This window comes from Limnoraphis robusta BA-68 BA1, assembly GCF_034932365.1.
GTDB lineage: Bacteria > Cyanobacteriota > Cyanobacteriia > Cyanobacteriales > Microcoleaceae > Capilliphycus > Capilliphycus robustus.
The window spans coordinates 22,883-44,725 of the sequence record NZ_JAYGHR010000017.1 but is presented as its reverse complement, the minus strand read 5'-3'; the positions used below and the strand labels follow the sequence as shown (position 1 = coordinate 44,725).

Below are 21,843 nucleotides of genomic sequence, written 5' to 3'. Positions count from 1 at the left end.
TGGCTTTTTGTTTGTTTTTCTGGAATCTTAGGATATTATTACTTTGATTCATCCCAAACACCGCACTCCCCGATTTCGGATTAACTATGCTCGGGTTTTATTACTTGCTGTCGCGATCGCACTCATCGGTTCGACTGCTGTTATCCTAGTCAAAACAGTTCTGTCATTGTCTCAACCATCGACTCCTTCGGCGACGGTAAAACCCGACCGCCGAGATGCACACCCAATTTACAATGTTCTCCAGCCTCCCAAGCTCGTTTATAGCGAAGAACTTCAGAAGATTGTCGATCAAACCGTTGAACTCGCCAAACGCAAACAACTACCCACTGAGTCTTTATCGATTACTTTAATTGATGTCAGTCGTTCAGCGACACATAGCTTTGCGGGTTACAACAATACCATTCTGAGATTTCCAGCCAGTGTTTCTAAGTTATTCTGGTTAGTCGCTTTCCTCGGCTATTCAGAAGCAGGTGTCATTAAAGATGAAGCCGCCTATTATATTGATTTATCCAATATGATGCGAATTTCCGATAATGATTCAGCCAGTCGGATTTTAGATGCCATTACCGCTACAAAATCAGGAGAGAAGTTAGAGGGAAAAGCTTTAGACACTTGGATTAATAAGCGTCATCAAGTCAATCTCTTTTTCCGAGAAGCTGGTTATAGTGGGATTAAATTATCTACTAAAAATTATCCCATTTCTAATTGGGGAGAACAACCGACTGGACGGGATTTTCAACTCTGGAAAACTTCATTTTTAGCAGGTGGAAACCGATTCAGCACCGATCAAGCCGCTCGACTCTTGTATGAAATCTACACTAAACAATCCATCTCCGAAACAGCTTCGACTAAAATTGCCTATCTCCTCACCCGAGATTTGAAGCCTGAAGCTTGGAAAGATGAGGAACCCAACTCTATTGAAGGGTTCTTAGGTGAGTCTTTACCCACTAATATTTATTTTGGCTCAAAAGTAGGCTATACCAGTCATTCTCGTCAGGAAGTTGCTTTCGTTAGAACAATGGATGACAAAGCGATCTATATCCTAGCCATTTTTGCCAATAGTTCCGCTTACGCCCAGGATGAAGAGATTTTTCCTCAAATGTCCCGTTATATTTTTGATCGACTCAACGGTTCACCTGCTCCCGATTAACTCACTTTCACCTCAAAAAAAAATGCTTTTTCCTTGAAATTCGGCCTTTTTTTTTTGCCTTTCCGCTTGACTTTTGAGCCTGTGTTCTGGTATTATTATATAATCGGATGGTTGTAAAAAAAATATTTTTGCTTAATCTCGATTATATAATATACTTATCCTACCAAAAATAGCCTAGCCTGTCAACCCCCTCTCCCCGTCCCGCGACTGAGTGAAGTCAGGCTGAGAAAACGAACAGGACGTAGGAGCAACGCCGCTCCTACGTTATTTAAAGCGAATCAATCACAACTAACTATTTCACAGTCACTTTAGCGCCTGCTTCTTCAAGCTGCTTTTTCACGCTTTCTGCGTCTTCTTTCGTTGTTGCTTCTTTAATCGGTTTGGGTGCGGCTTCAACTAAGTCTTTTGCTTCTTTCAAGCCTAAGCCTGTAATAACACGGACCACTTTGAGAATGGCAATTTTCTTATCAGAGGGAAACTCTTCGAGGATCACGTCAAATTCGGTTTTTTCCTCTTCCGGTTCAGCAGCAGCAGCACCCGGAGCCGCCAGACCCGGAGCCATCATCATCATCCCACCGCCACCTACGGCAGAAGCATCCACTCCAAAGGCTTCTTCAATCTGCTTGACTAACTCGGAAGCTTCTAGCAGAGAAAGAGATTTTAACTGTTCTAAAATTTCGTCGGTTTTAGCAGACATGGGTTAACTCCTGACAAACAATAATTAATGAACAACAATTGAATTGATGAACGGTTAAGCTGCATCCGTAGAATCTTCTTTTTCGGAAACCGCCTTGATCGCACGCACCAGCGAGGCGGGTACTTCTTTGATGCCAACCGCCAGTTTGGTCGGGACTGCTTTGGTTCCCACTGCCAGTTTGGTCGGAATGGAGTTGATGGCGCCTGCAATTTTAGCCATCAGTTCTTCCTTCGTCGGCAATTCAGTGATCGCCTTGACATCATTCACACTCAAAGCTCGACCTTCCATGACTCCACCGCGCAGTTCGGTTTTTTTAGAGTCTTTTTGGAAAGCTTGATAAGCTTTAATCGCCGCACCGAAATCATCTTGAGCAAAGATAAATGCAGAGCTTCCACTCAAGAATTCCTGCATCGCCTCCCAACTTTCATTCCCTTCAATTGCTTTACGCATGAAGGTGTTTTTGGTGACTTTGCACGTACTCCCGGTCTCCCGCAGACGGTTTCGCAAATCAGTGATTTGAGCAACAGACAGACCCGTGTAGTCAATGATTAACGCCAGTTGAGCCTCGCTCAACATCTGCTTAAGATCTTCAACAATCTCTTGCTTTTCGGTTACACTTCTCCCCATTGGTCTTAAATCTCCATTGTGGATAACAATCCACTTACATCGGGTCGAATCAATGACAGCCTGTAAGCTTCAGATCCAGTCGGGAACGTTGATTTGCCATAAAAAAACCCCCGACTTGATCAGCCGAGGTTGAAGACTTAAAATCTAATCACTAAAAACCTAAGCAGTCTGCTGCTTGATCTTTAATCCTAAATTTTTGATCCTCTAACCTCGGCAGGATATTAAGCGACTCGCACCTGCTGTCTTCGGTTAATCCAGATTTTCAGTTTGTGGATCTCGATTAAACTTTTGACAATATACCATTATCCTATATGGAATCGCTTATGTCAACCCCAACTTGTTTGAATCGGTCCCAAGCGTTGGAGTTGACCCCCTTCGGAGTTAGGCAGTCTCCGTGATCTTCGTTTCTCGTAGGGTATAAATATCTACGGGAATAGATGGCCCCATTGTTGCCGAAATATAGACGCTACGCCAGTAACGACCTTTGGCTCCCGAGGGACGGTTGCGATCAATACATTCTTGCAAGGCACATAAATTCACGAGCAAGTCTTCAGCCGAGAAGGACGTTTTCCCGAACATCACATGAACGATTCCCGTCCGATCAGCCCGGAATTCTAATTTACCCCCTTTGAATTCTTGAATCGCTTGGGCAACATCCATCGTGACTGTCCCTCCCTTGGGAGAAGGCATCAATCCCTTCGGCCCCAACAAACGACCCAGTTTGGCAACTTGGGGCATCATATCGGGTGTTGCAATTAAGCAATCAAAATCCAGCATTCCTTTCTGAATATCATTAATCAGATCTTCAGAACCGACGATATCGGCACCTGCACTCTGGGCTTCATTTACCTTTTCGCCCTTTGCTAAAACCGCGACTCGAACCGTCAGACCCGTTCCTTTGGGTAAAGTCACAGTGGTTCGCAGTTGTTGATCGGTGTATTTGGGATCGATTCCCAATCGAATATGAGCTTCTGCCGATTCTGTAAATTTGGCTGTAGCTGTTTCCTTGAGCAATTGAATGGCTTCTAAAGGTTCGTAAGCTCGATCTTCAACCTTTTTAGACAGCTCTTGTAATCGACGTGAGATTTTTTTGGACATTATTTACTCCTGGGGTGCTTAACGAAGTCGGGCTTCTCCCCCTGTGATTTTGACAGGCTACTCGTTAATCACGAGTTGTAGAATGGGCTTGACGGACTTGCATTAATCGGCACTGACTTCGACGCCCATATTGCGAGCCGTTCCAGCTATAATTTTCATCGCCGCTTCAACGTCATTGGCATTGAGGTCAGGCATTTTGGTTTCTGCGATTTCTCGCAGTTGGGCTTGGGAAAGTTTACCGACTTTTCGGCTTTGAGGTTCGCCTGAACCTTTCTCAATGCCGAGCGCTTTTTTGATCAGTACCGAAGCGGGTGGGGTTTTGAGAATAAAGGTGAAACTGCGATCTTCATAAACCGAAATTTCCACCGGAACCACTAGACCTGCTTTCTCTGCGGTTTTGGCGTTGTATTCTTTGCAAAACGCCATGATGTTCACCCCATGTTGACCCAAAGCAGGGCCTATAGGTGGGGCTGGGTTGGCTTTCCCCGCAGTGATTGCCAACTTAATGACTGCTACTATCTTTTTTGCCATTATTTAGCCTTGTTTTTCCACTTGATTAAACTCGAGTTCAACTGGCGTATCCCGCCCAAAAATCGAGAGTAATGCTTTAAGTTTATTGCGCTCTGGACTCACTTCAATCACATCTCCTTCAAAGTCTTTGAAGGGGCCTGATAGAACAATAATATGATCGCCTGCTGCCATTGCCACCTGAACAACAGGTTCGGTTTGTTCGCTCTGCCTGAAGATGCGCTCCACCTCTGTCGAACTCAGCGGCAACGGTTTGACATGGCCACGTCCTCGGCTGCTACTCCGCTTCTGCTCCGCTCCGACAAAGTTGATCACATGAGGGGTGTTTTTGACGACCTGCCAGGCTTCATCGTCTATATCCCAGTGGCTAAAATCACCATTCCACTTCAACTTCATCTGCACCAACACATAGCCCGGAAAGACTTTTTCCTCACTCTGTTGGCGAGAGCCATCTTTACGGAGTTTGATGGTGGGGGTATGGGGAATCTGAACTTTAATAATGCGATCGCCAACGTCCAACGTTTTGATCCGTTGTTCTAAGTTGACTTTGACTCGTTTTTCACAGCCTGACGCCACCTGAACAGCATACCAGCGAAGTTCGCCTGCTGCATATTCTTGTGTGTCTTCTAAATCTGTCATGGGTCTCGACTACTTTGATTGGAAGAAATGCAAACGTTATCCAAACACTTGCCCCGATGCCCAACGAAAGATGTTATCCACGAGGTAAATTAGGGTTGCTGAGAGCATCACCATCAGCAATACGCCGGCTGATTCGCTAAAAAGCTGCTGACGACTAGGCCAGACGACTTTATCGAGTTCCTCTTTTGTTTGTTTTAAAAAATCAACGGCGTTAAACCCCGATGGGGATTGATTAGTCCCTGCTTCATCTTTTTTTGCCACGGTAACTTCCCCTTGCACTACTCGAATGTGACCGCTTCTCGGTTTGGCTGAACAAACTCAAATAGCTTATCATAGCACCTCAAATGGGCTGCGGCAAGCTATCAATCTCAAACGAATCTGAAGTCTTTTCGGGGAGTGGGTTTAACCGATTGGATTGAGTGCCAGATGGGGCTGCGGCTGGTTCATTGCTCAGGCGATTTCCGAACAAGTACCCAGACGAACTTTACTCCGCCTGGGTCTCGAGATTGTTCAGCGCGCCCTGGAGGACTTGAACCCCCGACATCAGGTTTTGGAGACCTGCGTTCTACCAACTGAACTAAGGACGCATCGCTGTCGCTAATTTACTGACGCTTTCTTCAGTATAACATCATTTGCTGCACAGTCTGCAAAAATTGCGAAAAAGTTGGTAGACTCAATCGCGGCTATGACTAGACACTACAATCTTAAAGGGGACGATCAAAACGTTGCTTAACACGGGTCGCCTTACCAACGCGATCGCGCAGGTAATACAGCTTCGCCCGACGGACTCGACCCCGACGCAGTATGGTGATGTTGGCAATCCGAGGAGACTGCAACAAAAATACCCGTTCAACCCCAACTCCTTGGAAAACGCGACGGACTGTAATCGTTTCGTTAATACCGCCATTTCGCATGGCGATCACGACTCCCTCATAGGGCTGAATCCGCTCTTTTCCACCTTCTCGAATTCGGACTCCGACTTTCACCGTATCGCCGACGTAAATCAGGGGCAGTTCTTTCTTGTTCTCCTGATTGATCTTCTCAATCTCTGCCATCTCAATGGAGCGGATAATCTCTTGGGCGTGCATGGTAACATACAAAACTCACAATCTAAAATTATAGTCGTGAATTTCAGTGTTGGTCAATCCCAAGAAAGAAAAACGTCATCAAATCGGATTTGACTCGCTTTAGTCCTCCTGAATCTTAATCTTATGTTCGACTACTCCATCGCCTCACTTCTGCCCCTAGCCCTGATGTCTCTCCTGGCTTTCTACGTTGCTTGTAATCTCGGTGCCAATGATGTTGCCAACTCGATGGGAACTTCTGTGGGTTCCAAAGCACTCACCCTCAAACAAGCGATTATCGTGGCGGGTATCTTGGAATTTACAGGTGCGGTTTTATTTGGTCATGGGGTTTCCCAAACATTAGCAACCGAAATCTTTAATCTAGAAGCCTTTGTCCATCAACCTCAGATCTTGCTGATCGGGATGGTATCCGTTTTGATCGCTTCAGGAGTGTGGTTGCAAATTGCCACCAGTCAAGGCTTACCTGTTGCTTCTTCTCATGCTGTTGTCGGAGCGATCGCAGGCTTTAGTGCAATTGCCGCCGGAGTGGGTGCAGTAGACTGGCAAACCATCGGTATCATTTCTTTGACTTGGCTAATTACACCTTTAATGAGTGGTACGATCTCGGCTCTATTTTACAGCCTGATCAGACAAGGAATTCTCAATCATCGTCAACCCCTCAAACAACTCCGAGAGTGGATACCTTGGCTGAGTGCTGGTCTTTTGAGTGTATTTGGGGTATTGGTATTACCGCAACTGAGTGTTTCAATACAGAGTATTTTTCAACAGCAGTGGGGTTGGCAACTCCCCGCCCATGATTTTGCTATTGCTATCGGTTTAGTGGGAACCGGAAGTTTAACATGGGTGAGTTGGCAACAGTTAGAAGCGAAAATTGCAGAACCCGAACAGACGATCAGCGATCGCTCAGAAATCCCTCAAGAACACACCGTTGAACGTCTGCTTGCCCAATTTCAGGTGTTAAGTGCTTGTTTTGTCGCCTTTGCTCATGGCTCGAACGATGTGGGAAATACAGTAGCACCCCTAGCTGTAATTCTTCACATCAATAATACAGGTTCGATACCGATGGAAAATTTCGACGTTCCGGTGTGGATTTTAGTCTTAGGGGGCGCTGGAATTGTTACGGGTTTAGCCATCTGGGGCAAAAACGTCATTTTGACAGTCGGAGAGAATATTATTTCCCTAACTCCGAGTGCTGGTTTTTGTGCAGAGTTAGCGACGGCTACAACCGTATTACTGGCTTCTAAATTGGGTTTACCTGTCTCCACCTCCCATGCTTTAGTCGGGGGTGTACTGGGGATTGGATTGCTTCAAGGTTGGCGCTCAGTTCGCTTAGACACCGTGCGTTCAATTGGTTTGGCTTGGTTAATCACTGTTCCGAGTGCCACAGCCCTAGCTGGTCTAATTTTTGTAGTCATTCGCTGGGTTACTGTTCACTGATAAGTGTTCCCTGATAACTGTTCACTGTAAAGACTGCACCTTAAGGGTTATTATAGGTTGAAAGTCCGCCCTCGAACGCCTTAGTCTCCTGCGGGAGACCCCAACTTCCAGGCATCAGGTACTCCGGGATGCAGCACTCTGACCTGCTACGAACACGCTTTAATTCAAGGCGTCAGTAGGGACAGTGTTGGGCAAACGATCACAGTCGGCATGGCGTGAGGGTATCCTAACGATTAGATGGTGACAGTTTCACCCCAAGTTTGAAGTGAGTTGCGGGAAATACAAATCCCGCCCCGCCATTATTGCCTGTTCTTACTTGTACCCCTTGTGTGAAACAAGTTGCGGGACAGCGTAGAGCTGCTGGCGGCCGATGAGCTACAACCTGGAAATCAATTTAGAGGTTAATTGCTAATGGGCATACAGGAGAATCAACCGCCACCTTCTGGATCATCAGGAGAAACTCAATCACCCGAAGCTGTCTTGAGTTCCTTAATTGGGCAACTCGAAACATTCAATCAAAATTTCAGACAGGGATTGTCTGCCGATATTCAACGGCTTCAGAAAGACAAAAACCGTCTGATTGAAAATATTGAACAACTCCAGTATCAATACGAAAAGTTACAAACCCAACACCACCAAGCTTTGAGTGAACGGCAATACGCCCAACAACAGGTCTGGCTGAAACAGCTTGCTCAAGTTTTAGCCAGTAACCTCCAACGGGAGCTAGTTGCACGGATTAATCGTCTGAGAACCTCTTCTGACGCGCCCCTGCTGACAACAGACCCATCGGGGTTGTTACCGGAGGGATCTCTCAAGTCGGATTTAAGCACTCAGGAGTTGGAGGCTGTATTAGATACTAGCCTCAATGATACGTTTCGCGAACTGCAACAGGAATTGAGCAGTTACCAAAGCGATTTGTCCCAGAGGTTATCTCATATGCAAAGCCTCGAACAACAGGTTGAGATGTTGTTAGAGACTGTTGTTAGCCGCTTGCGAGAACAAATTGATCGTTCTCCTATCGCTGATGGGGAAAGGAAACCTGAACCGTCAACCCAAACGCCTATCGAACCTGTGCGTCCTCAACCAAGCGGGGTAAAAGGCTCTAAACCGCCGACTCAAGCGAGTCACTCCAGTTCCCCTGTGCAGTTAGGTTTATTTTTGGCGTTGCTCTCGGCGATTGCATTGTCGTTGTTTAACGTCTGTCTCAAAATTATTCTCATAGGCCCTGCTCCCCGTCAGATTTTTGGCTTATTTGAGATTGAGGGAATTATCTCGCCCGGAATTGGCAATTCCCTCTTAATTTTACTGCTGCGAATGATTGTGGTCATGGCTTTGATGCCTGTTGTGGCGACATTTTTATATCCGGCAGTCTGGAGTGACATGAAACGCTTTATTCAGTCTCGTGATACTCCTTTGATTTTGACGGTAATCGGTAGTGGATTCTTTTTGTTTTTGTCTCAGGTGTGTATCTATATTGCGATCGGAGAGATTCCGACTGGGATTGCAATTACAATTTTCTTTATCTATCCTATCGTTACGGTTTTGGCTTCTTGGGGACTCTTTGGCGATCGCCCAACGTTTATTCGTGTAGCTGCAATGGTGATCATTTTAGCCGGGGGTATTCTCTGTCTTCCTAGCTTTTTTGGGGCAGCCTTGGGGAATACTCAAGTGGGGATTATTGCTGCAATGAGTGCGGGGATTGCCTTTGCCGGATATGTATTACTCACACAAATGGCAGCCGGAAAATTGCATCCGATTCCGTTTAGTTTGGTGAATTTCGCTTCTATTTTTGTCTTCTGTTGTGTGAGTTTAATGTTCCTACCTGATAGTTTAGGGATGGATGTTGATGTCAGTCTTTGGCAAGGTTTAATCATCGGTGGAGTTGTTCTCGGTGTTCTCACCCTTTGTAGCTATCTGTTGAATAACTTTGCAATTCGTTCTGCTGGGGCGGCGTTGGCTTCAATTATTGGTACATCTGGCCCTGCTTTAACGGCTTTATTTGCCTTTTTGATTATTGGTGAAGCGTTAACGCTTAAGCAAATTATCGGTATGGCTTTGGTGATTTTAGGGGTCGGTGCGATGAGTATTGAACGCCTAGTTGGTTCCAAGAAAAAAGCTGCTTAAGAACCAAAATTAACAGCTTTAAAAAAGCGAATTCTTTCAAAGTAAGCGCGTCTATTTTCTACAAAAGGCGCGTTTTTTGATAGGCGGGAACAGTTTGACAGTGAACAGTTGTAGGGGTGACTTCATTAATTACTCCTACTGTCTGTCTCCCTATCAATTATCGGAACCAAACATTTAAGGATTTCATCTTAAAATGAAGAGCCGGGTTGTTGTAAAAATGCTTCTTCTTCGGGTGTGCTTTCTCGTCCTAAAATTGCGTTTCGATGGGGAAAACGTCCAAATTGTTTGATGATTTCCCAATGACGAATGGCATAATTAATCGATGATTGACTATCAGGATCATCACTCAGTTGTTGCATTAACTCAACAGATTTTTCTTGATCGGCTAAATTTTCACTGTGTTCAAACGGTAAATATATGAACCAACGTTGTACAGGTAACATTGGCCGATCAAACCCTTGACTGACGGCGTATTTTGCCATTTCCAAAGCTTTCGTATCTGTAACAAACGCTTGGGCTTGACCTCGAAATACATTACGCGGAAATTGATCAAAGAGTAAAATTAACGCTAAACAACTGTCGGGTGATTCTTTCCAAAAATCAAGTTGACCTTGGGCGGCTAATTCATAATCTGCTAAAAAATGGCTTCTAATTTGTTCATCAAAAGCTGAATTTTTCTGAAACCAAACTTTTCGAGGTTTCCCATAATTTGAATCTTCGGGACTTCCAAACCAAAAGGCTAAAATTTCGGCAACGCTAGACACTGGACTTTCCGTTAGTTAACTTTTTCTTTTCCAAGCAATTGATTAATCAATTGAGTATGATATTCCGGTGCAGTTTTTGCGCCTTCTGAGGGTTTTTTGGGAGGAGGAGTTATGGTCGGTTTTTCTTGCTCTTTTTGAGGTTGGGAAATAGACGGTTGAGGAATCGGTAAAGCGATCGCATAGGGACGACCAAAACCTAAAAACGACCCTGGATCACGCCGCCGCCGCATCACTTGTCCGCCGTTAGAATCATTGCCAGTTCCTGTATTTCCCTCAATACTAATAATACTGCCATCCGGGTTCACCGACTCAACAATACCGATATGATCGGCAATGCCATCGCCTCGCCAACAATAAAACACTAAATCCCCGACTTGCGGTTGAGAGTACCACTGAGTTTTATATTGAAACCATCGCACTCCATCTGGACAATAAGCGAATCCTTTTGCTGTCCGAATGGGTAAAGAAATCCCGGCTTGATCACAGCAATAGGAGACAAATACTGCACACCAAGGAACGTGATCCATTCCATACCATTGACCATATTTCGTGGAATTACTACCGGGGGGATATTCAGTATATCCAACTTCATTGGCGGCGATTTTAACAACACGAGCCGGAGTAGTCATTGAGGGATCTCCTGGTTTTTAAAGAAAGAAATTGAGGATATTATTTGGACTTTAGCATAATTTTCTCTGTTTTTATCAAGGTCTTAATCCTGTGTTATTTTCTCCATTAAATTTCAGAAACTTTGTCAGCAAAATCGGCCCCAACAAATGATAATGACCTTGACAATACCATCCCACTGTTTGACCAAATTCAGCCCGTTGTACTCGACTATAAAACCGCAGTCCACCCGGAGAAACAGGAACTAGGGCTTGGCGAGTTTGATCGTTAGCCTGATAGTCTGCTAAATAAAAACACCCACCCGGACGTAAAATCCGGTTAATTTCTGCAAAAACTTGTTGAGGATGAGGATAATGTAAGAAACTAATCGTGCAGAATACCGCATCAAACTGATGTTCTGCAAAGGGGAGAGACTCCACATTTGCTGTTGTAAAACTCAGGCGTTGGGGGTAAAGATTTCGCGATCGCGCTTGATAGATCATCTCATTCGACAGATCGACTCCGGTTGCGGTTACGGTGGGAAATTGTTTGGCGATCCGATCCAACAGGCGCCCTGTCCCACAACCGAGATCGAGAATATTGGCTTGATCGCCGAGTTCAGCATAGTCTAACAACCGCTTATGAACCGCTTGATAAAATATCGTTGTCAGCAAACAATCATAACTGGGCGCCCAACGATCAAAAAACCATTGTTTATTTCTCAAGAATGTGTCTGTCATCGTGTTTCTTAGGTAAAATTCCTCAATTGTTAGGGTGTTAAAATTTTTAAAAGCGAACTTGAAAAACTCAAATCTAATGAAAACTGCATTAATTACAGGAGCTTCCTTTGGTATTGGTGAAAGTTTTGCGCGTGAGTTAGCCTCCCGTAAAACTAATCTTGTTTTAGTGGCACGTTCAAAAGAAAAACTCGATCAACTCGCCCAACAACTTCAGGAAAAACATCAGATCAAAGCCGAAGTTATTGCCAAAGATCTCACCGAACCCGGATCAACCCAAGCCGTTTTTGACGAAGTGACTCAAAAAGGAATCACAATAGACCTCTTAGTAAATAATGCAGGTTTAGGAGATTACGGCCTGTTTGTCGAACGAGATCTACAAAAACAGGTCAAGATTATCCAACTCAATGTTATCGCATTGGTTGAACTGAGCCACCTGTTCTTGAAACCGATGCAACAACGAGGTTCAGGATCGATCATTAATGTTGCCTCCATCGCCGGCTATCAACCCATTCCCTATATGTCGATCTATTCGTCCACAAAAGCCTTTGTTCTGCATTTCAGCGAGGCTTTATGGGCAGAAAATCAAGATGCAGGCATTCATATTTTAGCGCTTTGTCCTGGGCCAACAGAATCGAACTTTTTTGAGGCGGCTGAGTTTCCCTCAAGCTTGGGGGGAGGTGGAAAACTGGTAACAGCGAAGGAAGTGGTTGTAGAAGCACTGAAGGCGTTAGAGAAAAATCAGTCAACTTTAGTCACAGGGGGTTTGGGAAATCACATTATTGCCAATATCTCACGCTTTGTTCCCAGAGATCTGGTGGTTAGTATAGTTGAAAAGCAGTTTAAAACCCCAAAACAGTGAACCGTTATCACTGATGTAGGAGGGTTCTCAACAGATGGGTGTTTTCCCACAAACAATTTATATCAACCTACCTAATTGATGTAGGGGCGGGTAGATTTAGGTTATTTGTGAGAAACATACATTTTTGACAGAACCCACCCCTGCATTCACTGGTGAGTGTCAGGGGGCAGGTTTATGCAGCTTGTCAGTGAGAGACAGACATTTTGACAGAACCCGCCCCTACATTAGGTGAGTGTAAACTATTTCCTATTCACGGCGATCGCAATTTCTGCAACAATAGATCGGGTAGAGGATGTCACATTGATAAAAATTTGAGCTATGAAACGTTATCGTTCTATTTTGTCTTGCCTATTGGCGTTTGTCATGGCGTTTATCGTCGGTTGTGGTTCTCCACAAGTTAAAGAACCCCCAACTTACAGCGAGGCTCAACTCCAACAAATTCAGAAATACCAGTCTGATCTTATCGGGTTGCGCGATCGCATGACCAGTGAATTACCTGCTTACATTAATAATCGGAAATGGGTTGAGGTGAATAATTTTGTTCATGGCCCTATGGGAAGTTTGCTTCAGGAGATGAACTATTTAATCAAAAATCTCCTCCCAGATGATCAACCTCCCGCCCGACAATTAAGCCGAGAAGTGTTTGAACATTTACTTCAAATTGGAGAAGCGGCAGAAAAAGCAAATCTTTCTCAAGCTTCATTGAATTATCAAGGGGCATTGGAAGATCTCAATGCTTTCTTGGATTTAGTTCCTCAAGCGTAAAACACGATTAAACCTTTGACCGCAGATGAATATCGGTGAATACAAGAAATAGGAATCTCCTGTATTGATCGGTTTGACTCTGCGGTTAATTGTTGATATTTTTAATTAAAAATACAGCAAAATTTAAAATAATATGACTCATGTTGTTGTGATTGGATGTGGAATTGTTGGGGCGACTATTGCCTATGAACTGAGCCAAATTCCTCAACTCACGGTAACAGTTCTTGATCAACAGCCACCCGGCCAAGCGTCCACAGGAGCGGCTTTAGGGGTATTAATGGGAGCGATTAGCCACAAAACAAAAGGCCGGGCTTGGCAAATGCGAGAAACCAGTATCAAGCGTTATGAAACGTTAATTCCTGAACTGGAAAATATTACAGGTCGTTCGATTTTGTTTAACCGTCAAGGCATTTTAATGTTGTGTTTTGTGGGAGAAGATTTGCAGAAATGGGAAGAAGTCATTAACATTCGCAAAACTCAAGGCTGGCATTTACAACAGTTAGATGTGGCTCAAATTAAATCGAACTATCCTCAAATTAACTGTGAAAATATTATTGCAGCTATTTATTCTCCTCAAGATCGACAAGTTGATCCGACTGCCTTAACTTTAGCATTAGTTGATGCTGCTGAACACAACGGCGTTAACTTTCAGTTTGGGGTCAAAGTAGAAGCCTTTCAAACGGTTAATACAACCGAAACTCAACGCATTTGTCCGCAACTATTTACGACGGCTGGAGAAATAAATGTTGATTGGATCATTATCGCCGCAGGACTGGGAACAACGCCGATTCTTCCCACAGAAAATCATCAAAAATCGATTAACATTCGTCCGGTTCTTGGACAAGCTGTACAGTTAAAATTGTCTCAACCTTTGGGAGAGTTAGAACCTGTCATTACTGGGGATGATGTGCATATTGTACCCCTTGGAAATGCTGAATATTGGGTGGGTGCAACGGTTGAATTTCCAGGGAATGATGATCATATTGTAGTCGATCAAACCCAAATTAATCCCGTTTTAGAAGGGGCAATTCGGCTTTGTCCGGCGTTATCGGAAGCAACAATCATTCGTCAATGGTCGGGGTTGCGTCCGCGTCCTGATGGAAAACCTGCACCGATTATTGAATATTTGTCAGGATATGAAAATATTTTGTTAGCAACCGGACATTATCGCAATGGCGTTTTATTAGCCCCCGCAACGGCTGAAACGATTCGTAAAATGATTGTAAAAAAATTAGGCATCTGAAGATTATCGTCTTAAGATATAAGAGTGAGGAAACGTTAACCTAAACTAATTGTTGAAAACAGTTCACTGTTAACAGCCACCTGAAGTTTTTATTTATTTTTTGAAAGGAAATTCTATGAATAATCGGGATTGGCTGGTGAGGGAAGATGGTCAGTGTTTACCCTGTGAATCAGCCAGAGATTGGGATTTACTTAAAAGTGAGTATCGCTTACATCGGTTTCTGACTGAAATTGAAGATGGGATTAATCAATCTACTGAAAAAGGTGAGACAGAGATTGATTTTTTACCCGATTTACGTCGTTTAGTTCGTCAATTAATCACCAATTCCTATTGGTTGAGAACCCAAGTTCCTGAACCCTGTACTAAAACAGGAACTTCAATTATTATGTTGTATGATGAGATAGGATTTCCCCTCACTGTACAAACAGAAACGGTTTTACCGGGTCGAGGTTCTCCCATTCATAATCATGGCACTTGGGGAATTGTCGCAGTGTTAAAAGGACAACAAAAAAATGTCTTTTGGAAGCGTCAACCGTCTACAGATTTTCCCGATCAAATCGAAAAAGTCGGAGAAAAAATTCTCAAGGAAGGGGAAATTATTAGCTTTACGTCTGATGCCATTCATCATATTGAAGCGGTTGGCGATGAACCTTCTTTTACGTTTAATTTATACGGTGAAACTAACGCCGCTAATCGCTTTCAATTTAATGCAGAAAGTTGTTTAGCCAAGCCATTTTAATCGCTAATTTAAGTAAATATTCAAAGAGTTGCAAATCTCTCTCACTGCATTCGCCCAGCCCTGACAACCCGATGCGCTGGCGACTTCCCAACCCCGATTTTCTAAACCCGGATGAGGGCATTTTTTCCCAGGGATAATAACGGGAATTTCGACAACTTCTAACATCGGTAAATCATTGGGGCTATTTCCTAAACCCACTGTAATTATTTTAGCATCCGGTTGATGATTTTGGTATTGTTGAATTAACCATTGCACGGCTTTTCCTTTCCCCGCTTCTTGACCAATTAAATGAGAAAAACGATCCCCCACAACCACCTGAAATCCTAACTGGTTTACGGTTTGTTCAATCTCTAAACTGGTAAAATTTTTCGGGGTAATAAAAGGTTCAGTAAACTCCCGATCTTTGGCGCGTTTTACATCTTCTGGGGCTAAACCTGTTAACTGATGAATTTCGGCTTCAGTTAAGTCCCCAAACCCTGTTAACGGTTGATTTAAAGCCTCTGCTACAGCCTTGAGTCCTTGACGAGATTCTGCATAACTAAAGCCAAACTGCATTAAATCATAATCTCCCCAATTTTGAGTTTGGGGAGAAGCTAAATTTTGTTGAGAAATCGGAATAAAAACCGCACTCCCATTTTCCACAATAAACGCATCTGTTAATCCCATTTTTTCGCGTAAAACTTCAACTTCAGAGCGAGTTTTGCTAGTAACAGGAATAACCGGAATATTCAGAGTTTGCAGTTGTTTAAGGACAGGTAAAGCCGCCTCATAGCCATAATCATCCGAGTTGAGTAACGTTCCATCCAAATCGGTAAAAATCAGTAACATATCCCCAAACCTAACGTTAATCTCCAAAAACCCGGTTTCGTAGGAGAAACCCGGTTTCTCTCTTTGATTACAAATCGGTAAAAATTAGGCGCAACAGAATGGGCCAGTTTAGTTATTGATTTTCACCCATCCTACTTTAGTTTACCTCAATTTCTATCTATAAATCTTTCTTGTCTAACTCAACATAGACAACACCCAGATAAAATCTTCGTGTCTTTGTGTCTTTGTGGTGAATTTATCCAGATCAATATCTGCTTCTTCTCACTTGCTAGACAACTATAAATCAACAGAATTATGACGAGATTGAGCAATTTTTAAACTCATAAAAAGCACCGGAAGCATTCCCACTGCAACTAAAGCTAAAGCTGGCCCTGCGGCTTCGGCTAAACGTTCATCTGCGGCTAAATTATAAACTCGTACTGCGAGGGTATCAAAATTAAACGGTCTAACGACTAAAGTTGCAGGTAATTCTTTCATTACATCAACAAACGTTAGCATTCCTGCTGTTAATAAACCGCCCCACATTATCGGGGTATGAACTTTGACTAAGGTACTGGTTGGGTTGTGACCTAAACTGCGGGCTGCATCATCTAAACTGGGTTTAATTTTACTCAAACTCGAGTTCACGGCACCAAAAGAAACGGCTAAAAATCGCACTAAATAGGCGAAGATTAAAGCGGTAATGGTTCCACTCAATAACAACCCCGTTGATATGCCAAATGTTGAGCGCATAAAGCTATCAATAGCATTATCAAACCGACCTAAAGGAATTAAGGTTCCGACTGCAATGACTGAACCAGGTATAGCATAACCCATCGCCGAAATTTGCACCGATAACCGCATTCCTAGACTGGGTTTGAGTCGGACTCCATAAGCCATTACTAAAGCAATCACTATCGCTAAAACTCCGGTAATTGTCGCCACCAGTAAGCTGTTTACGGCAAACTCAAAGAAGCGTTTATCAAAGAGAGTTTGTAGATTTTCTAGTGTCATTTTAAGCAGTAATATTCCCGGCAGCAATAACCCTAAAAATACCGGAATAAAACAAGCAAAAAATGCTAAAGCTGCTCTGATGCCTTTAAGTTGAAAGGGATTTAACTGTTTAAATCGGCTGTTACTTTGATAATATTTAGCTTGACGACGTGACCAAAGTTCTAGTAAAATTAATCCTAAGATAAACAGCATCAAAACGGCAGCCAGTTGAGCGGCTGCAACTCGTTCTCCCATGCCGAACCAAGTGCGATAAATGCCAGTTGTAAACGTATCAACGCCAAAATATTGAACGGTGCCAAAATCATTTAACGTTTCCATTAAGGCTAGGGCTAAACCCGCCATAATTGCAGGTCGAGCTAGGGGTAAAGCAACGGTTAGAAAACTCCGCCAGGGGTTACAACCGAGAGAACGACTCGCCTCTAACATACAGGTTGCTTGTTCTAAAAAGGATACCCTTACTAATAGATAAACGTAGGGATAAAGGGTTAAGATTAAAAGAGCGATCGCCCCTCCAATAGAACGAATACTCGGAAACCAATAATCTCCCACCGCAGTCCAACCAAAAATAGCCCTTAAACTGCTTTGAACCGGGCCGTAAAATTCTAACCATTCGGTGTAGACATAGGCTAATATATACGCTGGCGCTGCTAAGGGAAGTAATAGGAGAAATTCAAACCAACGACTTCCCGGAAAGCGACACATTGTTACCAGCCAAGCCGTTCCTACACCAATGAGAAAAACTCCTAAACCCACACCTAACATCAGAAGCAATGAGTTTTTGAGATAACCCGGTAAAACCGTCGCCGCCAAATGACCCCAAACTTGGCTAGAATTGGTGAAAATACTGCTGAGAACAAATAAAACTGGACTGGCGATCAGCAGGGCGATAACCGTTACAAAAGCTGTCCAAGCGTTAAAGCGAAAAACCCGAAACATTTTTTTACTCAATTTGGTTAACAATATCAGAAACCCGGTTTCTGGTAACTCCCATCAGCTTACCAAGAGAAGCAGGTTTAAAGCCCCGTCGTTTACGACGGATTATTTTCTGCTACAATAGTTTATCGTGGCTTGATGCCGATAATCTATGCTTGTGTATGAAATGAAGCTGCAAGGAACCCAATACCAGTACAGAAAGTTAGACGAAGCTATCCGTACTGGTAGGTTTGTTCGCAACAGCATCATCAAAGCATGGATAAATGGTCAAGTTCAAAGTCGCAACGATGCTTATGCCTACTGCAAACTGCTGTCAGACAATCCTAGTTTTCCCTGGGTAAACCAACTCAATTCTATGGCTCGACAAGCCCACGCAGAAAGAGCATGGGCATCCATTGAGAGGTTCTATAAGAATTGTCGGCAAAAAATATCCGGTAGAAAAGGATTTCCCAAGTTTAAAAAATATCAAGTTAGAGCATCTGTTGAGTATAAGACATCGGGATGGAAACTTTCAGAAGATAGACGCTATTTAACCTTTTCCGACAAGTTTCAAGCAGGGACATTTAAGCTTTGGGGTAGTCGAGACTTGCACTTCTATCAACTCCAACAAATTAAACGAGTTAGGGTGATTAGAAGGCACGATGGATATTATGCCCAATTTTTGATAGACCACACCAGAGAGGAAAACAAAGAACTCAGTAACAAACAAACAGGTTTGGATGTTGGTTTAAACCATTTCTACACCGATTCCACCGGGATACAGGTAGACAATCCCCGCTTTCTAAGAAAAGATGAGCGACGAATTAAAAAACTGCAACGTCGATTATCTCGAAAAAAAAAGGGAAGTCAAAACCGTAAAAAAGCCATAAATCGGTTAGGAAGGGGAGGTGCGGGTGCGGAACCTGCGTCCGCACATAGAGCGCCGTCGCATCTCAAGGTTTCGCGCAGACGTAATGATTGGGTCTGTAAACAGGCCCAACACGTCATACAGTCTAACGACTTGGTAGCAATAGAAAACCTACGGATACGCAATCTGGTTAAAAATCATCATCTAGCCAAGTCAATTAATGATGCGGCTTGGTACAGATTTAGAGAATGGTTGGAATATTTTGGGAGAATTTATGGGGTTCCGGTGATCGCCGTTGAACCTGCATACACATCTCAAAACTGCTCAAATTGCGGTGAAAAGGTTGTCAAAACTCTCAGTACGAGAACTCATAAATGTCCTCACTGTGGGTATGTAGCAGACCGAGACGAAAATGCCGCCAAAAACATTCTAAAATCTGCACTTAAACAGTTATCAAATACCGTCGGGCAGATGGAAATTAACGCCTCCCGAGAGACTGACCTCTGCTTGGACGGGGAAACCCAACCCTTGTAAGTCAACTCGTAGAAAGAGGAAGCCCAAATAGTGATATTTGGAATCTCCGTCGTTTACGGCGGAGAGGATGTCAAAGCCTAATTTTGGGTTGAGAAACCCGGTTTCTCAGGTCTTGTAACACAGTTTACAAAACTTTACAGAATATTAATGAGAAGATATCTTAAAAAGAGAGTAGTATTAATAGGGAGTTTTTGATTTAAAATGGCAATAAGCTAATCTAGATAGAGGAGTTGGGTTAATCAAGTTAAACATGGGTCAGTCTGTTATTTTACATCTAGAAGAAGTCAGCAAGCAGTTCTCGCGCCAAGATATCCCGGCGGTTCAAAAGGTGACGTTGACATTAGACCAAGGGGACATCTTAGGGTTGTTAGGGCCGTCGGGTTGCGGGAAAACAACACTATTGAGAATGATTGCTGGATTTGAGCAACCGCAAGCCGGAACGATTAAAATCGCTGAACAAGTCGTTGCCAGTCCCGACTGTTGGCTCCCTCCAGAACAGCGAGATGTGGGCATGGTGTTTCAGGACTACGCGCTATTTCCTCATTTGAGTGTAGAGAAAAATGTCGCTTTTGGCTTACAAAGTCGCAATAAAAAGTCAAGTAGCGAAGTGAAACAGCGAGTGGCTGAGGCGATCGCTTTAGTGGGGTTGTCGGGTTTGGGAGAACGTTATCCTCACGAACTCTCCGGGGGTCAACAGCAACGAGTGGCTTTAGCGAGGGCGTTGGCGCCTCGTCCAGCTTTAGTGCTTCTCGATGAACCGTTGAGTAATCTTGATGTTCAAGTTCGTCATCGACTCCGCCAAGAGTTGCGAGAAATTATCAAAGCGGCGGGAACTTCAGCCATATTTGTGACTCACGATCAAGAAGAAGCGCTTTCGATTTCCGACTGGGTGGCGGTGATGCGTTCTGGATGTTTAGAACAATGTGGCACTCCTGAAGAAATTTATCAGCAACCTGCTTCTCGGTTTGTCGCTGAATTTGTCACCCAGGCTAACTTTATCCCCGCTCAACGTCGGGGTGATGTTTGGGAAACTGAACTGGGATGTTTTGCGATTAATAGTAATGTAATTAATGGCAATGGCAACAATTTAGAGCAAGTTGAACTGATGGTGCGTCAAGAAGATTTTATTCTCCAACCGGATGAAGATGCACCTGTTATCATAAGAGATCGTCAATTTTTAGGACGAGAACTTCACTATTGTTTACAAGTTCCCTCTGGACGAGAACTTGTGGCTCGAACCAAAGCAGGAGCGGCTTTATCCATTGGAATGCGAGTTCAAGTGTCTGTCGCCAACGATGCGCTGCAAGTGTTTCCAGTCAAGCCTAAACCGACTCAATCCAATTGGAAACCTTTTGTTCGGGTTAAGAAATGACTCTCTCGTTGTTACAAATCTTAGAAATCTTTGATCCCCATCAGCAACTATACTTTGAATACAGTATTAAAGTTAAAATGCTGAGGAGAAAGCAATGTCAAGAAAGAAAAAACGCGGTGTTCCAACCTTGTATTCAGAAAGCAAGGTAAAAGTCGGGGTATCTCTGACTCCAACTGGAGCAAAGCGATTGGGTGACATTGCTAGAGAGCTTGGTTTATCTCGATCTGAGTTTGTTGAACGTATTGCTAGAGGTCAGTTTGATGTTTCTGGGAGCGGTAATGAAACAACAATTACACTAGAGACAAATACAGAAGCAAAAACAGTCAATTTAGCAGTGAGTTCCGATGAAAACTCAGTTGCTCCCCAAGTCGAAAGCTCAGTCAGTCACCCCTCTGAAAATCAAGATACGACTGCTTTTGTTCAACTCCAAGAACGCTATCAAACGCTTCAACGTCAGTCAGACGAACAAGCAAACACGATTAACAATTTAGAACAACAACTCGCTAAATTCTCCCAACTCGAAACTCAGTTAGCCGAAATGGTTTCAACTGAAGATTATCAACAGGTGCAAAAACAGTTAGAACAACAACTCGCTAAATTCTCCCAACTCGAAACTCAGTTAGCCGAAATGGTTTCAACTGAAGATTATCAACAGGTACAAAAACAGTTAGAACAACAACTAGAAACAGTTCAACTGTTAGAAACACAGTTAGCCGAAATGGTTCCAACTGAAGATTATCAACAGGTACAAAAACAGTTAGAACAACAACTCGCTAAATTCTCCCAACTCGAAACTCAGTTAGGCGAAATGGTTTCAACTGAAGATTATCAACAGGTACAAAAACAGTTAGAACAACAACTCGAAACAGTTCAACTGTTAGAAACACAGTTAGCCGAAATGGTTTCAACTGAAGATTATCAACAGTTACAAAAACAGTTAGAACAACAACTCGAAACAGTTCAACTGTTAGAAACACAGTTAGCCGAAATGGTTTCAACTGAAGATTATCAACAGGTGCAAAAACAGTTAGAACAACAACTAGAAACAGTTCAACTGTTAGAAACACAGTTAGGCGAAATGGTTTCAACTGAAGATTATCAACAGTTACAAAAACAGTTAGAACAACAACTAGAAACAGTTCAACTGTTAGAAACACAGTTAGGCGAAATGGTTTCAACTGAAGATTATCAACAGTTACAAAAACAGTTAGAACAACAACTAGAAACAGTTCAAC

22 protein-coding genes, 1 tRNA gene and 1 other annotated feature are annotated in these 21,843 nt (G+C 43.3%); of the genes, 10 read left to right on the top strand and 13 right to left on the bottom strand.

Annotation, left to right across the window (positions count from 1 at the left end):
* Window positions 1-43 precede the first annotated feature (43 nt).
* Entirely contained in the window at window positions 44-1,150 is a 1,107-nt protein-coding gene (locus VB836_RS09245; protein ID WP_323219094.1) for a serine hydrolase, read from the top strand.
* A 292-nt stretch (window positions 1,151-1,442) separates the two neighbouring features.
* Here VB836_RS09245 and rplL read toward each other — a convergent pair whose 3' ends face one another.
* From rplL to rplS, 8 genes are all read right to left on the bottom strand, one after another.
* Window positions 1,443-1,847: a 50S ribosomal protein L7/L12 gene (rplL, locus tag VB836_RS09240; RefSeq protein WP_046278661.1), complete on the bottom strand. Its 405-nt coding sequence runs from the start codon at window positions 1,845-1,847 to the stop codon at window positions 1,443-1,445.
* Between the two features lie 54 nt (window positions 1,848-1,901).
* Window positions 1,902-2,474, bottom strand: a complete 573-nt coding sequence (gene rplJ, locus VB836_RS09235) for a 50S ribosomal protein L10 (RefSeq protein ID WP_046278662.1) — start codon at window positions 2,472-2,474, stop codon at window positions 1,902-1,904.
* Between the two features lie 92 nt (window positions 2,475-2,566).
* Window positions 2,567-2,741 (bottom strand) — a sequence feature (ribosomal protein L10 leader region).
* 114 nt (window positions 2,742-2,855) lie between these two features.
* On the bottom strand, window positions 2,856-3,572 hold the full coding sequence (gene rplA, locus VB836_RS09230; RefSeq protein ID WP_046278663.1) for a 50S ribosomal protein L1: 717 nt from the start codon (window positions 3,570-3,572) through the stop codon (window positions 2,856-2,858).
* 102 nt (window positions 3,573-3,674) lie between these two features.
* On the bottom strand, window positions 3,675-4,103 hold the full coding sequence (gene rplK, locus VB836_RS09225) for a 50S ribosomal protein L11 (protein WP_046278664.1): 429 nt from the start codon (window positions 4,101-4,103) through the stop codon (window positions 3,675-3,677).
* 3 nt (window positions 4,104-4,106) lie between these two features.
* A complete protein-coding gene (gene nusG, locus VB836_RS09220; protein ID WP_046278665.1) occupies window positions 4,107-4,739 on the bottom strand; it encodes a transcription termination/antitermination protein NusG in 633 nt (210 codons plus the stop codon).
* Window positions 4,740-4,775: 36 nt separating this feature from the next.
* The gene (gene secE, locus VB836_RS09215; protein ID WP_046278669.1) at window positions 4,776-5,000 is read right to left on the bottom strand and encodes a preprotein translocase subunit SecE; all 225 of its coding nucleotides are present in this window, start codon (window positions 4,998-5,000) and stop codon (window positions 4,776-4,778) included.
* Window positions 5,001-5,253: 253 nt separating this feature from the next.
* A tRNA-Trp gene (locus VB836_RS09210) sits at window positions 5,254-5,326 on the bottom strand.
* A 117-nt stretch (window positions 5,327-5,443) separates the two neighbouring features.
* Window positions 5,444-5,827 carry a 50S ribosomal protein L19 gene (gene rplS, locus VB836_RS09205; protein ID WP_046278666.1) on the bottom strand — a complete coding sequence of 128 codons (384 nt, stop codon included), beginning with the start codon at window positions 5,825-5,827 and terminating at the stop codon, window positions 5,444-5,446.
* 123 nt (window positions 5,828-5,950) lie between these two features.
* Here rplS and VB836_RS09200 point away from each other — a divergent pair, with 123 nt between their 5' ends.
* On the top strand, window positions 5,951-7,261 hold the full coding sequence (locus VB836_RS09200) for an inorganic phosphate transporter (protein ID WP_323219093.1): 1,311 nt from the start codon (window positions 5,951-5,953) through the stop codon (window positions 7,259-7,261).
* A 411-nt stretch (window positions 7,262-7,672) separates the two neighbouring features.
* Window positions 7,673-9,385, top strand: coding sequence for an EamA family transporter (locus tag VB836_RS09195; protein ID WP_323219092.1), 1,713 nt, complete (start codon window positions 7,673-7,675; stop codon window positions 9,383-9,385).
* Between the two features lie 188 nt (window positions 9,386-9,573).
* On the opposite strand, the gene VB836_RS09190 is transcribed toward VB836_RS09195, so the two are convergent.
* From VB836_RS09190 to VB836_RS09180, 3 genes are all read right to left on the bottom strand, one after another.
* Entirely contained in the window at window positions 9,574-10,149 is a 576-nt protein-coding gene (locus tag VB836_RS09190; protein ID WP_323219090.1) for a DUF924 family protein, read from the bottom strand.
* Between the two features lie 11 nt (window positions 10,150-10,160).
* Window positions 10,161-10,778, bottom strand: coding sequence for a CHAP domain-containing protein (locus VB836_RS09185; RefSeq protein WP_323219089.1), 618 nt, complete (start codon window positions 10,776-10,778; stop codon window positions 10,161-10,163).
* A gap of 75 nt (window positions 10,779-10,853) precedes the next feature.
* Entirely contained in the window at window positions 10,854-11,495 is a 642-nt protein-coding gene (locus VB836_RS09180) for a class I SAM-dependent methyltransferase (RefSeq protein WP_323219088.1), read from the bottom strand.
* 76 nt (window positions 11,496-11,571) lie between these two features.
* On the opposite strand from VB836_RS09180, the gene VB836_RS09175 reads away from it, so the two are divergent.
* The 4 genes from VB836_RS09175 (at window position 11,572) to VB836_RS09160 (ending at window position 15,101) form a co-directional block, all read left to right on the top strand.
* Window positions 11,572-12,354, top strand: a complete 783-nt coding sequence (locus VB836_RS09175) for an SDR family NAD(P)-dependent oxidoreductase (protein WP_323219086.1) — start codon at window positions 11,572-11,574, stop codon at window positions 12,352-12,354.
* Between the two features lie 318 nt (window positions 12,355-12,672).
* Window positions 12,673-13,119: a photosystem II protein PsbQ gene (gene psbQ, locus VB836_RS09170; RefSeq protein ID WP_046276554.1), complete on the top strand. Its 447-nt coding sequence runs from the start codon at window positions 12,673-12,675 to the stop codon at window positions 13,117-13,119.
* A gap of 133 nt (window positions 13,120-13,252) precedes the next feature.
* The gene (locus tag VB836_RS09165; RefSeq protein WP_323219084.1) at window positions 13,253-14,362 is read left to right on the top strand and encodes an NAD(P)/FAD-dependent oxidoreductase; all 1,110 of its coding nucleotides are present in this window, start codon (window positions 13,253-13,255) and stop codon (window positions 14,360-14,362) included.
* A gap of 115 nt (window positions 14,363-14,477) precedes the next feature.
* Entirely contained in the window at window positions 14,478-15,101 is a 624-nt protein-coding gene (locus tag VB836_RS09160) for a cysteine dioxygenase family protein (RefSeq protein ID WP_046276552.1), read from the top strand.
* Window positions 15,102-15,104: 3 nt separating this feature from the next.
* Here VB836_RS09160 and VB836_RS09155 read toward each other — a convergent pair whose 3' ends face one another.
* Window positions 15,105-15,929 carry an HAD-IIB family hydrolase gene (locus tag VB836_RS09155; RefSeq protein ID WP_323219082.1) on the bottom strand — a complete coding sequence of 275 codons (825 nt, stop codon included), beginning with the start codon at window positions 15,927-15,929 and terminating at the stop codon, window positions 15,105-15,107.
* A gap of 276 nt (window positions 15,930-16,205) precedes the next feature.
* Entirely contained in the window at window positions 16,206-17,858 is a 1,653-nt protein-coding gene (locus VB836_RS09150; protein WP_323219081.1) for an ABC transporter permease, read from the bottom strand.
* A 148-nt stretch (window positions 17,859-18,006) separates the two neighbouring features.
* Here VB836_RS09150 and VB836_RS09145 point away from each other — a divergent pair, with 148 nt between their 5' ends.
* The 3 genes from VB836_RS09145 to VB836_RS09135 form a co-directional block, all read left to right on the top strand.
* Window positions 18,007-19,236, top strand: coding sequence for an RNA-guided endonuclease InsQ/TnpB family protein (locus VB836_RS09145; protein WP_407659606.1), 1,230 nt, complete (start codon window positions 18,007-18,009; stop codon window positions 19,234-19,236).
* A gap of 250 nt (window positions 19,237-19,486) precedes the next feature.
* Window positions 19,487-20,608 (top strand): ABC transporter ATP-binding protein, encoded by a 1,122-nt coding sequence (locus VB836_RS09140; protein ID WP_046276549.1) that lies wholly within the window; start codon window positions 19,487-19,489, stop codon window positions 20,606-20,608.
* Window positions 20,609-20,702: 94 nt separating this feature from the next.
* On the top strand, window positions 20,703-21,843 hold a 1,141-nt coding region (locus VB836_RS09135; protein ID WP_323219079.1), incomplete at its 3' end, for a hypothetical protein.

Excerpts from the sequence above, each read along its gene's own strand:
- VB836_RS09200 (WP_323219093.1), top strand. The coding sequence starts at position 5,951 with ATGTTCGACTACTCCATCGCCTCACTTCTGCCCCTAGCCCTGATGTCT.
- VB836_RS09180 (WP_323219088.1), bottom strand. The coding sequence starts at position 11,495 with ATGACAGACACATTCTTGAGAAATAAACAATGGTTTTTTGATCGTTGG.
- VB836_RS09140 (WP_046276549.1), top strand. The coding sequence starts at position 19,487 with ATGGGTCAGTCTGTTATTTTACATCTAGAAGAAGTCAGCAAGCAGTTC.
- psbQ (WP_046276554.1), top strand. The coding sequence starts at position 12,673 with ATGAAACGTTATCGTTCTATTTTGTCTTGCCTATTGGCGTTTGTCATG.
- rplS (WP_046278666.1), bottom strand. The coding sequence starts at position 5,827 with ATGCACGCCCAAGAGATTATCCGCTCCATTGAGATGGCAGAGATTGAG.
- VB836_RS09185 (WP_323219089.1), bottom strand. The coding sequence starts at position 10,778 with ATGACTACTCCGGCTCGTGTTGTTAAAATCGCCGCCAATGAAGTTGGA.
- VB836_RS09195 (WP_323219092.1), top strand. The coding sequence starts at position 7,673 with ATGGGCATACAGGAGAATCAACCGCCACCTTCTGGATCATCAGGAGAA.
- VB836_RS09155 (WP_323219082.1), bottom strand. The coding sequence starts at position 15,929 with ATGTTACTGATTTTTACCGATTTGGATGGAACGTTACTCAACTCGGAT.
- rplJ (WP_046278662.1), bottom strand. The coding sequence starts at position 2,474 with ATGGGGAGAAGTGTAACCGAAAAGCAAGAGATTGTTGAAGATCTTAAG.
- VB836_RS09160 (WP_046276552.1), top strand. The coding sequence starts at position 14,478 with ATGAATAATCGGGATTGGCTGGTGAGGGAAGATGGTCAGTGTTTACCC.
- VB836_RS09165 (WP_323219084.1), top strand. The coding sequence starts at position 13,253 with ATGACTCATGTTGTTGTGATTGGATGTGGAATTGTTGGGGCGACTATT.
- VB836_RS09175 (WP_323219086.1), top strand. The coding sequence starts at position 11,572 with ATGAAAACTGCATTAATTACAGGAGCTTCCTTTGGTATTGGTGAAAGT.
- rplK (WP_046278664.1), bottom strand. The coding sequence starts at position 4,103 with ATGGCAAAAAAGATAGTAGCAGTCATTAAGTTGGCAATCACTGCGGGG.
- VB836_RS09150 (WP_323219081.1), bottom strand. The coding sequence starts at position 17,858 with ATGTTTCGGGTTTTTCGCTTTAACGCTTGGACAGCTTTTGTAACGGTT.
- rplL (WP_046278661.1), bottom strand. The coding sequence starts at position 1,847 with ATGTCTGCTAAAACCGACGAAATTTTAGAACAGTTAAAATCTCTTTCT.
- rplA (WP_046278663.1), bottom strand. The coding sequence starts at position 3,572 with ATGTCCAAAAAAATCTCACGTCGATTACAAGAGCTGTCTAAAAAGGTT.
- nusG (WP_046278665.1), bottom strand. The coding sequence starts at position 4,739 with ATGACAGATTTAGAAGACACACAAGAATATGCAGCAGGCGAACTTCGC.
- VB836_RS09145 (WP_407659606.1), top strand. The coding sequence starts at position 18,007 with ATGCTTGTGTATGAAATGAAGCTGCAAGGAACCCAATACCAGTACAGA.